We start from the raw sequence: 12,788 nt of genomic DNA on the forward strand, positions 1-12,788 counted from the left end.
ATCCGCCGTCGCGCCCATATGGGCGCCACCAGTTGATCGTCACGCATGAATTGGGCTTTGCCTGCCAAGTCGCCGACCGCTTCTTGCCCACAGAGGCGGGCCGCATCGTCGAAGAAGGCCGGCCGGCTCAGATCTTCAGCAAGCCGCGCGAGGTACGGACCCGCAACTTCCTTTCCGCTGTTCTGGACCACTGACAGGAGCCGTGATGCAATCGCTCGACCTTGACGCCGTAAGGGCAGAATTTCCCGGCCTTTCGCGCGGCTGGACGTTGATGGACAACGCCGGCGGCAGTCAGATTCTGCGCGGGGTCGTGGCGCGGATGACCGAGTTCCTGTTCGAGCGGAACGTCCAGATCGGCGGCACCTATGCCGTGTCGCAAGCCGCGGCCGACGCCCTCGCCCAAGGACGCTACGCCCTGGCCGAGATCATGAACGCCGCCCGGCCCGAGGAAATCGTGTTTGGTCCTTCGACCACTGTTCTTCTCCAGAACCTGGCCCGCGCCATGCGCCACACCTTCGCGCCCGGCGACGAAATCATCGTCCATATGGGCGATCACGAGAGCAACATCGGTCCCTGGATGGGGTTGGAGGAGTTCGGCGTGACCATCCGCCGCTGGCAGCCGGCGGCCGATGGAACGCCGCTCGACATGGACGCGCTCGACGCGCTGCTGTCGGAGCGGACGCGGCTGGTCGCCGTGACCCATGCCTCGAACATCCTCGGCTGGGTCAACGACGTGGCCGAGGTTGGCCGGCGCGTGCATGCGGCTGGCGCGCGGATGGTTGTCGATGGCGTGGCTTACGCCGCGCATCGTGCGATTGACGTGCAGGCGCTGGGCGCGGACTTCTACGTCTTCAGCCTCTACAAGACCTACGGGCCGCACTATGCGGCGATGTACGGCCGCTACGACCTGCTGGAGGAGCTTGAGACGCTCTCCCACTATTTCTACGGCCGCGACCGCGTGCCCGGCAAGCTGGAACCGGGCAACCCGTCCTATGAATGCGCCTATTCGGCTGTGGCGATACGGGACTATCTTGCCGGGATCGGCGGTGCGCCGGGACGGGCCGGTATCGTCGCGGGTTTTGACGCGATTCGCCGTCACGAGGACGGTCTCACCGGCCGCCTGCTCGACTGGGCGGCGTCACGGAACGATGTGCATGTGATCGGACCGACCTCCAACCCCGACTCTCGCCGGCTGCCGACTCTGGCTCTGCGGGTGAGCGGCAAGGACTCGGATGCGCTCTGCCGCATCATGGATCAGGATCGCATCGCTGTCCGCCACGGCGACTTCCACTCGCGCCGGCTGGTCGAAACCTTGGGCGAGACGGGACATGGCGGCCTGCTGCGCCTGTCGCTGGTGCACTACAACACGCCGCAGGAGGTTGAGGCATTCATCGCCGGAATGAGCAAGGCGATCGAGGGTTAGGTTTTACGCTCGCCAATTGCGGCGAGGGCGGCGGCCTCGATGCGGACAAAATGAAAGCCGGCCCTGGTGGGCCGGTTTTCTCCAAATGCGATGGGAGGCGGCAGTCTCATTGCCGTCGCCCTTCTTCAAAGGCGGCAGGCGGGACGGCGTCGGGCTCGACGCCGCCATTCCTCCAAAGCGAGAAGTTTAGACGGTGACGGGCTGGACACCGCCGACTCTCACGCGGGCGCGTCGCTTCTGCCTTGCAGAAAGAAGTGCACCATGGCCGCCGAGGCGTCGGGGCCGGTCGGGTCGGTGTAGCTGCCGCTCGAACTGCCTCCGGACCAGGCATGTTGCGCGCCGTCGATCATCCAGCACTCCACGGCATTCGTCCCGTCAGCGCGTTTCGCCACCGAACGGATGTAGCCACGGGTCCCGCCCGAGGGTGCGGAAGGGGAGGCCTTGACCGCACCCTTCCCGGCAATGATCCGCGCGGCATTCGACGGGTGGACCGTGGAGTCCGCGGTGCCTTGGAACACGATTACTCTCGGGCCTTGGGCAGCGCCCGTCCGGGCATTAGGCGACGGCATTCGCACGACAGCCGGCTGCCCGCGCATGGCCGCGAATGCGGACATGGTGTCGTTGGCCGAACCATATGCGAGGCCTGAGTGGATGCCGACCGCCGCATAAAGCTCGGGGTAGGTCTCGGCCAGAATCGCCGCCATCGCCCCGCCGGCCGATAGGCCAGCGGCAAACACCCGGTCCTCCGGGATGGCGTAGCGGGCGCGCAACTCATGCGTCAGGCTGGCGATGATCGCCGGCTCACCGGCGCCGCGCCGCTGGTCCTCGGGCCGGAACCAGTTCCAGCAGGACATGGCGTTGTCGCCACCGGTCTGGGCCGGGTAGACGACCAGCAGGCGATGCTTTTCCGCCAAGGCGTTCATTCCGGTGCCCGCGGCGAAGTCCTCGGGCGTTTGCGTGCACCCGTGCAGCATGACAACAAGGCCCCGCAGCCCCTCGTCCGCGCGCGACGGGATATACAGGCGATAGCGCCGGGCGCCCGACGGGCAGACATGGCGCAGGTCCAGGAATTGCGCGCCTTCCGGCAGCGGCAGATCGGGGGCCGGCGTGGGCCGAGGCAGGCCCGGCAGACCGTCCAGCTTCAGCCCCGGCTTGCCCGCGCGCAGCGTGCGCACGACCTCTCCCAGCGGCTTGCGCAGCCGGGCGATCCGCGGGGGGCGGCCAACTCGTGGGGCCGCTGTGGTTTGCGGCGTAACATGAAGGGCGGAAGTGCCCTCAGCGCCAGCAGTAGCCGGCCCCGGCAGGCCCGCAATCGCGAGTGCGTTGCGGACAATGTCGGTCACCCCAGCCGGGTTGCCAGAGCGCAGCGAGCCGGTCGCGCGGAGGATCTCCGCGACGTGATCAGTACGCATTATGTGTTCCTTTCCTGCCGCCGTGGCGGCTAGTTGATCCGTTCGGCCAGTGCGGCCTTGATCTTGGGGCTCGCCTGCAGCGCGCCGAGCACGGTCAGCGAGCCGATGGTCTGCAGCGCAAGTTCTGGTGTGACGTCGGCAGCGATGCGCACGAGGCCCACCACCTTGACCTGCAGCATCTCACCTGCAGCCCGCGCCGCCTCAAGCCGGGCCGAATTCAGTTCCAGCAGCCCAACCTCAAGCATGTGGCGGTCGACCGAGCGTGCCACCTCGTCGGACTGCTGGCGCAACTGGCTGCGAATGGCGGTCCGGATGAAATCCGTGCGGTTTGAGAAGAACCCCTCCTGCACCAGCAGGTCGATCCGCCCGAGATCGACGTAGCCGAGGTTGATCGTGATCTTTTCACTGTCCCCGCCGCGCTCGCGTAGAGGAACCACCTTGTCCGACATCCAGCCATCCCTACACCATCTCCATGGATGGTATTTAGATGGCATTTGGCTGGCGGCAAGGATTGGAACCTAGAAAGTTTGTTAGACTCGCGAGGTACCGCTTTGGCACTGGCGACCGAGCATTCCCGGCAGAGGCGCCGTTCTCGGGATGCTGGCTGCGGCAAAAAGCGGTAGGTTAATCGTACAGGGCGCAACTTGGGCCCGCCGCGTACGCATCGCTGTCGCATTCCTCGCTAATTCAAGGGAGATCGGCGTAATTTGCTGCACGACAGCGCCGGCCGCCCCGAGCTTGGTGATTCCCGTGGTCCGCAACGGCGTCAAAAGCGGCCGGCCCCCTCGCTGAAGGCTGACCGGGCAACGAAACTCCGCGAAGAAAAGTCATCCCGCGACGGCGCCAAGACACCAAAAGACTATGTCAGCCGAGGGCTCTTGTATCCGCGAGCCCGCCAAGCCCTCCCTCGCGAAACACAATCGCGCCGCCAGCTTCCCGGCGGCGCGTTCGGATCAGTACTGCGCCGCCAGATAGGCGCTGATCTTGGCGGCGTCCTCTTCGGTGATCTGCGCGCCATAGGTGGCGATCATCTTGTGCACCTCGGCGTCCCAGAACTTGGCGCCTTTGCCGGGGGGCTGGTACTCGATGTAATCAGCCGAATGGCAGGTGCCGCAGTTTGCCTCGGCCACGTCCATCCCATCGCCGGGCCGCAGCGTCGCGGTCTCGTTTTCGGAGGGCAGGTCATAGGTGACCGGCGCGGCGAGCGCGGGGGCAGCCAGGGCACAAGCGGAGATCAGGGCCAGTCCAAGCGTTTTCATCATCACCTCCCTAGGCTGCCTTGACGTGGGTGGTTTCCACGACGTTGCGCATGTAGCCGGCCGGATTCCACAGCGCCTCCATCGGTTGCGTCTGTCCGATCCGGTTGCTGGCGCGCACCATCAGGGCGATGTCGCCCGACGCGACCGGCAGATCGAGCGTCCACTCGCGGAACGAGTACTTGCCAAGGTCCTCGCCCAGCTTGGCGCGTGTCCAGGTCGCGCCGCCATCCGCCGACAGGCTCACATCCGTGATCCCGTAGCCGCCGTCAAAGGCAATGCCGCGCAGGGCCAGAGGGGCGTTCGCTGCGACAACATCGCCATTCACCTTGTTGGTGATGAAGGACCGGACGTTGAACCGCGCAATCGGCACCGTGTGCGCGGGCGTGGTGCCCGGCTCGACGCAGGCACAGGTGTTGTCCGGGATGCGGTAGGCCTTGGTCATCCAGAAGGAGTCGAGCGGCGTGTCCCGCACCGTGATCTGGTTCAGGTGCTTGACCCAGTAGGTCCCGTAATAGCCGGGCACGACCAGACGCAGCGGAAAGCCGTTTAGCCAGGGCAGGTCCTCGCCATTCATCGCCCAGGCCAGCATCACCTCGCCGTCGAGAGCGTGCTCCACCGCCAGGGCCTTGGTGAAATCGGGCGTCTCGGCCAGGACCGGGCCGTCCAGGCCGTCGAATGCCACCTGCACCGCGCCCTCCCCAACGCCTGCCTTTTCGAGGACGGATTTCAGCGAGACGCCGGTCCAGCGGGCATTGCCCATCAGCCCGTTGCCTGCCTGCCCGCCCGCGACGCGCGGGTCGACGAAACCGCGGCTGTTGCCGGAACACTGATGCACTGCAACGACCTCGACCGGCTCGAACTGCGATTTCAGGTCGGCAAGGGACAGCGACAGAGGGGTCGCGACCTTGCCGCCGACCTCAAGCCGGAATGCCTCGGGGTCGATCTCGGTCGGGATGTCGGCGAGGTGGTAGCGCACGAAAAAGGCGTCGTTCGGGGTGATCACGCCGTCGTTGAAGATGCTGAAGGGCGTCTCCAGCTGCGGGGGACGGGCGGTTAGGCCCAGCAGCGGCCGCTTGCCGGGATAGCTCACAAGCTGGCGCTCGCCATTCTCGAAGCCGAGGTTCACGGCTTCGGCGAAGGATGGCGTGCCGCCCAACAGCGCGAGGCCACTGGCGGCCCCCGCGGATGCGATCATCTGTCGTCTGGTGAACATGACTTTCTCCCGTTGAGCGCGGCGCCTGCTCTTTGGACTTGGCGCGATGATGGCGCGACATGACAAAAGACGATTCAGGGGGCGGATTTATTCCCGGCCGGTCGAAATATTTGTGGTGATCAGCCGAGGCAGGACTGCCGCGCCTCGGTCAGTGCCAGCACCAGGTCGGGGTGGGACTGGTCAGGTGCCCGCGAGGCGCGGTGCAGCGAGATGGCGAGGGTGGCAAAGCGGACCGGGGCCATCGAGCGCGATATGAGGGTAAACTCGGTGCCACCCTCGGCCCAGTCGGCCAGCAGCGTCCGGCCATCATCCGTGAGCTTCAGGCCCGATGCCGTTCCCGCGGCGGCTGGACGCGAGAAAATGCCGACATGGCACCGGTGCGTGCCAACGAAATCGCGTGCCGTGGCGATCCCGCCCGATGGCAGCGCGAGGTTTGACGCCGCCGCCTGTCGCAGACCATTCGCCTGCATCAGATCGGTGATAGAGTCCGGCAGTGCAGGCGCCGGACCGGAAGACGGCAGGGCGCCTCCTGCGACTGTCGCCTCGAACTGCGCGACCATGGCCGCCGTATCCGCGTCCTGCGCAGTCGCGATAATGGCCGTCGCGGTGAGCATGTCCCGCTGCGCCCACCAGAGCCCGCCGACTGCCAAAGCCGCCAGACCGGCGGCAAGGACAGTCGCGGCGCGGATCGGCAAGCGCCGTTGCGGTTGCCCCGGCAGGGCGATCACTACGGTTTCGCGCCCGAGGGCCGCAACACCCGCACGCATCGCCTGATATCGGGCCACGGTCTGGGCCAGTGCTGGTTCGCGCGCGATCTGGGCGGCGAATTCCGCCGCCTCCTGCCGCGTCATCTCGCCGTCGACATAGGCGCTGACCCGGTCTGCGGGGGACAATGGCTCAGCCATGACCGGCCCGCCGATTCCGCCCGGGAAACTCCACCACCCTGGAATCGGACAGCAGCGTGGCCAGTGCCGCGCGCGCGCGGCTTACCCTGCTCATGACCGTTCCCCGGTTGATGCCCAGCATGATCGCGGTCTCGTCATAGCTGAAGCCGCCGATATCAACGAGCGCCAGGACGTCGCGGTGATCAGGCGAGAGCAAAAGGAACGCCTCGCGCACCGCCAGTTGCGTCACGGCGCCATCGGAAAGCGCGTCGGTGACGGGGCTGGCCTCACCGACCGCGTCCTGCAGCGCGCGTTGACGCCGGAACGCGCGGAGCTGGTCGACCCAGCTGTTCCGGGCGATGGCAAAGAGCCAGCCTCGGAACGCACGCTCGTTGTCCGGCGCCGATGGGCCCGCCAGCGCCCGGACCACGCAATCCTGGACCAGATCTATCGCCTGCTCGCGGTTGCGCGTCAGCGCCAGCGCATAGCCGAACAGCGTGCCACCGGCGGCTGTCAGCATTCGGCGTTGATCGGCATCCAGCACTGACCGGCCTCCGTTTTCGGGGAGGCTAGACGCATGCGGGCCGGAACGCACCGCCTTTGTGACGGAGCGCCACGCCGGGAATTATTTTCCCACCCAGGGATTATTTCCTGCCGTGCCCCGTCATTCCTAACCAGATGCAGCGAAAATCGCCGCATCGCCCAAACGGGAGTGATACCGATGAAGCGCCTGATGATCTCCTCCTTCGCCCTGATCCTTGCGGCGGGCAGTGCCCTGGCCGCGGCGCCCAAGACCGCCGAAGGCACCGGCGGCGCGATGCTGACCAATGCCGAGGGCATGACGCTGTATACCTTCGACAAGGACACCAAGGGCGTGTCCAACTGCGATGCCGACTGCCTCGCTAACTGGCCGGCCGCCGTCGCCGACGCGGGCGACAAGGCCGAGGGGGACTTTGCCATCATCGACCGTGCTGACGGCACGAAGCAGTGGACCTACAAGGGCATGCCGCTCTACACCTTCGTCAAGGATACCGCCGCGGGCGAGGTGAAGGGTGACGGGCTGAAGGACGTCTGGCACGTCGCGCGTCCCTGACCTTCGTCCGCAAGTGATCGCCCTGCCAGAAAGCCCGCTGCATGACGGTCCTGGAAGACATCGAGGCCTCGATCCCTGCGCTGCGGCGCTATGCCCGGGCCTTGATGCGCGATCCGGACCGGGCGGATGATCTGGTGCAGGATTGCCTGGAACGGGCCGTTGCGAAGCGCCATTCGTGGCGCGGCGACGGCCCGGTTCAGGCCTGGTTGTTCCGCATCCTCATCAACCGTTACCGCGATCTGCAACGCCAGAACCCGGGTCCCGGCCATCTTGTGGCCATCGACGACCTGACGTTCGAGACCGCTCAGCCCGGCGGGCAGGAAGCCGGACTCGCCCTGCGCGAGGTGCAGGACGCGCTCGCCCGCCTGCCCGGCGATCAGCGCGAGGCGCTGGTCATCGTGGCGCTGGAGGGTAACAGCTTCGATCAGGCGGCCAGCCTTCTCGACATTCCAAAGGGCACGCTGATGTCGCGACTGGCGCGCGCTCGCGCGACGCTGCGGGTGCTGACCGGCCGCGGCGCCGGGCCGACAGAGACAAGGGGGCCAAGCCAGGGTGCCAGACATGAGTGAGCAGATCGCCCTGACGGACCACGAGTTGCTGGGCTACGCCTCTGCCTCGTTGCCCCCGGCCGAGGCGACCGCCATCGCCGCGCGCTTGGCTGGTGATGCCGCCGCGCGCGCCACCCTCGCTGAATGGCAGAGACAGGATGCCGCCCTCGCCGCGCTCTATCAGGCCGTGGCGCGCGAACCCGTGCCGACGCGCCTGACCGATGTCATTCGCCGCGCCGAGGCTGAGGATGTGACAAGGACGGGCGGCCGCCCTTGGACGAGCCGTTGGCAGATCGCCGCGACGGTTGCCGCGCTGGCGCTCGGCGTAGGCGCAGGCTGGTTCGCGCGCGATCTGGCCGCGTCCCGTCCCGCGGCGCACACGCTCGCAAGCGACGCCATGCGGGCCTACGACACCTATGTCGTCGAGGTCGCGCACCCGGTCGAGGTCGCCGCCTCGGATGCTGATCACCTGAATACCTGGATGTCCAAGCGCCTTGGCCACCAGATGCGCCCACCGGACTTCGCCGCCGTTGGCTTCACGTTGATGGGCGGACGTATCGTGCCGTCCGAAAAGGGGCCAGCCGCGCTCTACATGTATGACAACGCCGCCGGACAGCGGATCACGCTTTACGTCGCGCCCCAGGGCGCCAGCACCACGACCGCCTTCCAGTTCGCGCAAGAGGGGCCGACCCAGGGGTTCTACTGGATGGACCGCGATCTGAGCTATGCGGTCGTCGGCACCGTCCCGCGCTCGGACCTGCGGCGGATCGCACTGGCGGCTTATGAGCAGTTGATCTGAAGCAGCGGGCGGCGCGAGGTCGAAGTAGCGCAGACTTGCCTTGATGGGCCTTTCGGCACGGGGCGGGAATGGCACGGCAGGCCGACTCGTCAGGGGGGCTGACCGGGTGCGTCCCATCCCCGTAGTCCGCCCCTGCCTCCGCCCTGCGCAGTTCAATGGACTATCCCCGGACTTCTGGGCATAGCCTCGGCATCGAACAGCCGGACGGGCTCGATGGTATTTCTCTATGACCTGACCATGTCGCAGATCATCCTGCGGATTGTCGCGGCGCTGTTTTACGCTTGTCTGCAGGGTTTTCTTCTGGCGGCGATCCTGACGCTGACGGGCGATCCGCGACCGCGCCAGCAAGGCTGGCTTACCCTTAACCCGTTCCGGCACCTGCTGGTCTCGGGTGTGTTCCTGACCATCGCCTTTCAAGCAAGCTGGGTCCAGCCCCCGCCATATTCCCCCGCCCGAACCTGGTTCGGACGGCTGCGGCCCCTCGCGACGATTCTGGTCAGCTTTGCCCTGCTGCTGGCACTCGTCCCGCTGCTGGATCTGGCGCGGGCGCCGCTGCACCAGATGTTGCCCCGAACGGGCGGCTACGCGGTGCTCGCCAGCATCGATACGCTGCAACGCGTCATCATCGGGGCCATCGCCATCGGTGTGCTGCCCTTTCCCGGTCTTCTGGCCGGATGGGCCTTGCTTGCGATCTTTCCGCGGCTGGCAAAACGCTGGCGGAAACTGTCAGGCATCGGCATGGCGGCTGCCGCGATCCTGCTGGTCCTCGGATGGTTTCCTGACATCAAGCCGCTGCTCGCGGCCCTGCGGCTGGTCTGATTACTGCACGCCCTTGGCGTCGCCCGGCGTGCCCGCGTAGCCGAACTTTTCCATCAGCCCGGCAATCGTGCCGTCCGCAACCAGTGCATCAATTGCCTGGTCGATCTGGGTCCGCAGATAGGTGTCGCGCGCCTTCATCAGGATGCCGACCCGCGTCACCGTCTCGGGTACCGGCGCAATCGGGATGGGATGCAGCGAGGCCGCCTCGGGGTTCGACTTGCGCAGATCGGAGTAGACCGGCGCCCAGATCAGCATGCCCGCGATCGATCCATCGGCGACTCGCTTTGTCATCAGGTCCATGTCCGCATAGGGCAGCCGGATGTAACGGCGGTCCTTGGGCTGCTGCTGGTTCCAGGTGATGAACACCCGCTCGCCCATCGAGGACAGGGGCGTGCCCAGCTTTCGCTCGCGCGGCACGTCCGCGAAGCTTTTGTAATCGTCGCGCACCACGAACAGATAGGGCAGACTGACATAGGGCCGGCTGAGCACCGCCCAGTCGGGAAAGGGCGAGTTTTCCTGCACGGTCATGCCCATCATGATGTCGCAGGTGTTGGTCATGGCGATCTGTAACTCGTCCAGAAACCCGTCGCCACTGGTCGGAAAGCCGCCGAAACCCTCGTGAAAATTCACCTTCAGAAACAGCGCATCAGCGATGGCGGTGGCGACCTCGCGGTCGAATGCGCCGATCTTGCCGGTGACGTCGGTGCAGACCTGCAGCGTGTCGCCCTCCAGCCGGCGGGTGTTGTTCAGCAATTCGGACGGCACGCCGTAGCTTTGCGCGAAAGCCGAGGTCGCGATGCCAAGGCCCAGCAGGCCGGCCACAAACCAGGTCTTCATCTTGAAACCCCTTCCGTCCAACCGGAACGGGGGCCGCAGCCCCCGCCCCTTCGCGTAATGGCCGCAAGCGTTACTGGCCGTCCTTCTTCAGCTTGAACACGAAGATCGAGTTGCCGGTGCCGTTCGGCAGCGGCATCTCCGGGAAGGCCGACGAGATGGTCGAGGCCGAGTTCGAATATCCGGTCGGCACGACCAGATACTGCTCGCCATCGATCTCGTAGGTGACGGGCGAGCCGCCGATCGGTGCGTTCAGCCGCTGCTGCCACAGCACGTCGCCGGTCTTGTCGTCAAAGGCCTTGATGTATCGCGCAGCGTCTCCGCCGAACACCAGACCGCCCGCAGTCGCGAGCACCGACGAGGTCGGCGCCTCGCGCTGGCGGTGCTGCCACAGGTGATCGCCCTGTGTCGGGTTGATCGACAGCGCCTCGAACAGGCCCGCCTTGTCCTGACCCTCCGGCAGCACGCGCGGCCCGAACTTGACCGAGCCGACCGCGTTACCGGCGGTGAACTCTGACTGGGTCGGGGTCACGTCGTTACATGCCTCAGTCAGCGGCACGTAATAGGTCTGGGTCAGCGGGCTGTACGAGCCGACCTGCCACAGCTTGCCGCCCGAGACCGAGGTGCAGGCATGGACGGGCTGGCCGACGGCGGTCGGAACCAGATCGCGGTTGATATGCACCGTGCCATCATCGTCGATCTTGGTCACGACGTTCTGGAACACGGTGTCCTTGTGCCAAAGGTATTTGCCCGTCTCGCGATCGAGGGCGAAGGCGATGCCGTTCTTGCCGGGAACCGAGATCAGCAGCTTGTGCTCGGCGCCGTCCACGTCCTGATCGACCAGAATCCGCTCGAACGGGCTGTCGAGGTCCCAGTTATCTTCGGGCAGGTGCTGGTAATACCACTTCAGCTTGCCGGTGTTCACGTCCAGCGCCAGCGTCGAGTTGGTGTAGAGCACCTTGCCTTCGGCCGAGCCGCGGATCAGTTCGGCATAGGGGCCGGGCATCCCGACGCCCCAATAGGTCATGCCCAGTTCCGGATCGTAGGAACCGGTGGTCCACGGCGTGCCGCCCCAGCGGTTCTCGGGCGGAACCTCACCCCAGCTTTCACCCTGCTTGGGGTTGTCCGGATCGTTGATGGTGTTGAAGCGCCACAACTCTTCGCCGGTGTTCAGATCGTGCGCCATGATAAAGCAGCCGCCTGCGGTCCCCGCGATCGAGCAGCCCGAGATAGCCGAGATGATCTTGTCACCCGCGATCAGCGGGCCGACCGTGTAGGAATAGCCCTTTTGCCAGTCCAGGACCTGCTTTTCCCAGGACACCTTGCCGGTCTTGGCGTCCAGCGCGACCAGCTTTGCGTCCGGCGTGGTCAGGATGACCTTGTCGCCCGCGAGCGCGATAGAGTTCTTTTGACGGCGCGCCTGGTTGGCCTGATAGGACCAGGATTCCGGCAGTTGCGGCAGCACGTGGCGATAGGTCCACAGCAAGTCGCCCGACTTGGCGTCCAGCGCCTCTACGATACCGTTTGAGGTTTGCAGGAACATCACGCCGTCATGGATCAGCGGCACGGTTTCCTGAATGCCGACGTCGGCCATCGGCCAGGCCCAGGCCAGTTCCAGGTTCTTGACCGTGTCCTTGTTGATCTGGTCCAACTGCGAGAAGCCGGTGTTGGAATAATCGCCGCGCCATTGCAGCCATTCGCCCTTGGGTGGGGTGGTCAGCATCTCGCTGGTGACGGGGCTGTATTTGTCCAGCACACTTTGGGCGAAGGCGCCGGGGGCAACGCAGATCAGCGCGGTCGAGGCGATCAGCAGGTGCTTGCGAAGGTTCAGCATGTCCAGGGTCTCTCCTTCAGGCAGGTCGCGGCACGAGGCGGCGAGGGCACTGCCAGGAACGCGTTATTGCTTGAATTGCGGCAGTTCTTTGCCCCAGGTGAAGGCTTGGGGGACATTCGTGTCGCCGGCCTCGATGGCGGTTTCCTGATTGGCGGCAGCCATGGCGGTGGCGCCGTCCTTGGTCGCCGCGACCAGGCTGACCGCGCCTGCATCCGCCACCGTCAGCTCCTTGTCGTCGGCTTTCGCGCCGTTCTGTTCCATGATGTATGCCACAACGTTCAGGTAGGCGGCCTCGCCCAGTTGGCCCGGCGCGGCCGGCGGCATCGCGACCGAGATGAACTCGTAGAGTCCCCCGGCAGTGTCCCAGTTGCCCATCACGTCCTGGCCGAACAGGCCGGGCGCCTCGAGACCCTCAAGGCGCAGGCCGTGGCACTGGGCGCATTGCGACGTGTATTCCGTCTTGCCCGCGCTCGCCTGATCGGCCGTGAACGCGGCTGCGGCACCGGGCCACATCGACCCGAGCGTCATCGCCAGCGATGACGTGATGGCCAGGGCGGCCCTCGGTCGGGAAAGTTGAGCGAGCATCTTAACCTCTTACTGGCAGTCCGGCACGTACCACGGGCACCGGAGTGATTGGACGACGCGGCGCCTCTGCGCGAATGGACGCAAA

At 66.0% G+C, this 12,788-nt stretch carries 15 protein-coding genes; 6 read left to right on the forward strand and 9 right to left on the reverse strand.

Annotated elements, in window-relative coordinates; translation table 11 throughout:
• Positions 1–32 precede the first annotated feature (32 nt).
• Positions 33–194 (forward strand): ATP-binding cassette domain-containing protein, encoded by a 162-nt coding sequence (locus tag DRW48_RS16015; protein ID WP_162784777.1) that lies wholly within the window; start codon positions 33–35, stop codon positions 192–194.
• Positions 195–205: 11 nt separating this feature from the next.
• A complete protein-coding gene (locus DRW48_RS13675) occupies positions 206–1,423 on the forward strand; it encodes an aminotransferase class V-fold PLP-dependent enzyme (RefSeq protein ID WP_114076912.1) in 1,218 nt (405 codons plus the stop codon).
• Between the two features lie 218 nt (positions 1,424–1,641).
• Here DRW48_RS13675 and DRW48_RS13680 read toward each other — a convergent pair whose 3' ends face one another.
• The 6 genes from DRW48_RS13680 to DRW48_RS13705 form a co-directional block, all read right to left on the reverse strand.
• Positions 1,642–2,835, reverse strand: coding sequence for an extracellular catalytic domain type 1 short-chain-length polyhydroxyalkanoate depolymerase (locus tag DRW48_RS13680; protein ID WP_114076913.1), 1,194 nt, complete (start codon positions 2,833–2,835; stop codon positions 1,642–1,644).
• A 29-nt stretch (positions 2,836–2,864) separates the two neighbouring features.
• Positions 2,865–3,284: a CopG family transcriptional regulator gene (locus tag DRW48_RS13685; RefSeq protein WP_114076914.1), complete on the reverse strand. Its 420-nt coding sequence runs from the start codon at positions 3,282–3,284 to the stop codon at positions 2,865–2,867.
• A 504-nt stretch (positions 3,285–3,788) separates the two neighbouring features.
• Positions 3,789–4,097, reverse strand: a complete 309-nt coding sequence (gene sorB / locus DRW48_RS13690) for a SorB family sulfite dehydrogenase c-type cytochrome subunit (protein WP_199286110.1) — start codon at positions 4,095–4,097, stop codon at positions 3,789–3,791.
• 7 nt (positions 4,098–4,104) lie between these two features.
• Entirely contained in the window at positions 4,105–5,307 is a 1,203-nt protein-coding gene (sorA, locus tag DRW48_RS13695; protein ID WP_114076915.1) for a SorA family sulfite dehydrogenase catalytic subunit, read from the reverse strand.
• Positions 5,308–5,426: 119 nt separating this feature from the next.
• Positions 5,427–6,212, reverse strand: coding sequence for an anti-sigma factor family protein (locus DRW48_RS13700; RefSeq protein ID WP_114076916.1), 786 nt, complete (start codon positions 6,210–6,212; stop codon positions 5,427–5,429).
• Positions 6,205–6,735, reverse strand: coding sequence for an RNA polymerase sigma factor (locus tag DRW48_RS13705; RefSeq protein WP_199286111.1), 531 nt, complete (start codon positions 6,733–6,735; stop codon positions 6,205–6,207). Before DRW48_RS13705 ends, DRW48_RS13700 begins: the two co-directional genes overlap by 8 nt.
• A 189-nt stretch (positions 6,736–6,924) precedes the next feature.
• Between DRW48_RS13705 and DRW48_RS13710 the strand changes: the two genes are divergently transcribed.
• From DRW48_RS13710 to DRW48_RS13725, 4 genes are all read left to right on the forward strand, one after another.
• On the forward strand, positions 6,925–7,284 hold the full coding sequence (locus DRW48_RS13710; protein WP_241963282.1) for a COG4315 family predicted lipoprotein: 360 nt from the start codon (positions 6,925–6,927) through the stop codon (positions 7,282–7,284).
• Positions 7,285–7,325: 41 nt separating this feature from the next.
• Complete coding sequence (locus DRW48_RS13715) at positions 7,326–7,853, forward strand: sigma-70 family RNA polymerase sigma factor (protein ID WP_114076918.1); 528 nt, start codon at positions 7,326–7,328, stop codon at positions 7,851–7,853.
• A complete protein-coding gene (locus DRW48_RS13720; RefSeq protein ID WP_114076919.1) occupies positions 7,846–8,631 on the forward strand; it encodes an anti-sigma factor family protein in 786 nt (261 codons plus the stop codon). Before DRW48_RS13715 ends, DRW48_RS13720 begins: the two co-directional genes overlap by 8 nt.
• 213 nt (positions 8,632–8,844) lie before the next feature.
• Positions 8,845–9,450: a hypothetical protein gene (locus tag DRW48_RS13725; protein WP_114076920.1), complete on the forward strand. Its 606-nt coding sequence runs from the start codon at positions 8,845–8,847 to the stop codon at positions 9,448–9,450.
• Here the strand turns inward: DRW48_RS13725 and DRW48_RS13730 are convergent, their stop codons facing one another.
• From DRW48_RS13730 to DRW48_RS13740, 3 genes are all read right to left on the reverse strand, one after another.
• Complete coding sequence (locus DRW48_RS13730; RefSeq protein WP_114076921.1) at positions 9,451–10,287, reverse strand: substrate-binding periplasmic protein; 837 nt, start codon at positions 10,285–10,287, stop codon at positions 9,451–9,453.
• Between the two features lie 70 nt (positions 10,288–10,357).
• Positions 10,358–12,118, reverse strand: a complete 1,761-nt coding sequence (locus tag DRW48_RS13735; protein ID WP_114076922.1) for a pyrroloquinoline quinone-dependent dehydrogenase — start codon at positions 12,116–12,118, stop codon at positions 10,358–10,360.
• 63 nt (positions 12,119–12,181) lie between these two features.
• Entirely contained in the window at positions 12,182–12,703 is a 522-nt protein-coding gene (locus DRW48_RS13740) for a c-type cytochrome (RefSeq protein ID WP_114076923.1), read from the reverse strand.
• Positions 12,704–12,788: the final 85 nt, after the last annotated feature.

It is taken from the genome of Paracoccus suum (assembly GCF_003324675.1).
GTDB classification, from domain to species: Bacteria; Pseudomonadota; Alphaproteobacteria; order Rhodobacterales; family Rhodobacteraceae; genus Paracoccus; species Paracoccus suum.

What these genes read in the sequence shown, in the direction of transcription:
- DRW48_RS13675 (WP_114076912.1), top strand. Translation starts at nt 206, where the DNA reads ATGCAATCGCTCGACCTTGACGCCGTAAGGGCAGAATTTCCCGGCCTT.
- DRW48_RS13680 (WP_114076913.1), bottom strand. Translation starts at nt 2,835, where the DNA reads ATGCGTACTGATCACGTCGCGGAGATCCTCCGCGCGACCGGCTCGCTG.
- DRW48_RS13685 (WP_114076914.1), bottom strand. Translation starts at nt 3,284, where the DNA reads ATGTCGGACAAGGTGGTTCCTCTACGCGAGCGCGGCGGGGACAGTGAA.
- sorB (WP_199286110.1), bottom strand. Translation starts at nt 4,097, where the DNA reads ATGATGAAAACGCTTGGACTGGCCCTGATCTCCGCTTGTGCCCTGGCT.
- sorA (WP_114076915.1), bottom strand. Translation starts at nt 5,307, where the DNA reads ATGTTCACCAGACGACAGATGATCGCATCCGCGGGGGCCGCCAGTGGC.
- DRW48_RS13700 (WP_114076916.1), bottom strand. Translation starts at nt 6,212, where the DNA reads ATGGCTGAGCCATTGTCCCCCGCAGACCGGGTCAGCGCCTATGTCGAC.
- DRW48_RS13710 (WP_241963282.1), top strand. Translation starts at nt 6,925, where the DNA reads ATGATCTCCTCCTTCGCCCTGATCCTTGCGGCGGGCAGTGCCCTGGCC.
- DRW48_RS13715 (WP_114076918.1), top strand. Translation starts at nt 7,326, where the DNA reads ATGACGGTCCTGGAAGACATCGAGGCCTCGATCCCTGCGCTGCGGCGC.
- DRW48_RS13720 (WP_114076919.1), top strand. Translation starts at nt 7,846, where the DNA reads ATGAGTGAGCAGATCGCCCTGACGGACCACGAGTTGCTGGGCTACGCC.
- DRW48_RS13725 (WP_114076920.1), top strand. Translation starts at nt 8,845, where the DNA reads ATGGTATTTCTCTATGACCTGACCATGTCGCAGATCATCCTGCGGATT.
- DRW48_RS13730 (WP_114076921.1), bottom strand. Translation starts at nt 10,287, where the DNA reads ATGAAGACCTGGTTTGTGGCCGGCCTGCTGGGCCTTGGCATCGCGACC.
- DRW48_RS13735 (WP_114076922.1), bottom strand. Translation starts at nt 12,118, where the DNA reads ATGCTGAACCTTCGCAAGCACCTGCTGATCGCCTCGACCGCGCTGATC.
- DRW48_RS13740 (WP_114076923.1), bottom strand. Translation starts at nt 12,703, where the DNA reads ATGCTCGCTCAACTTTCCCGACCGAGGGCCGCCCTGGCCATCACGTCA.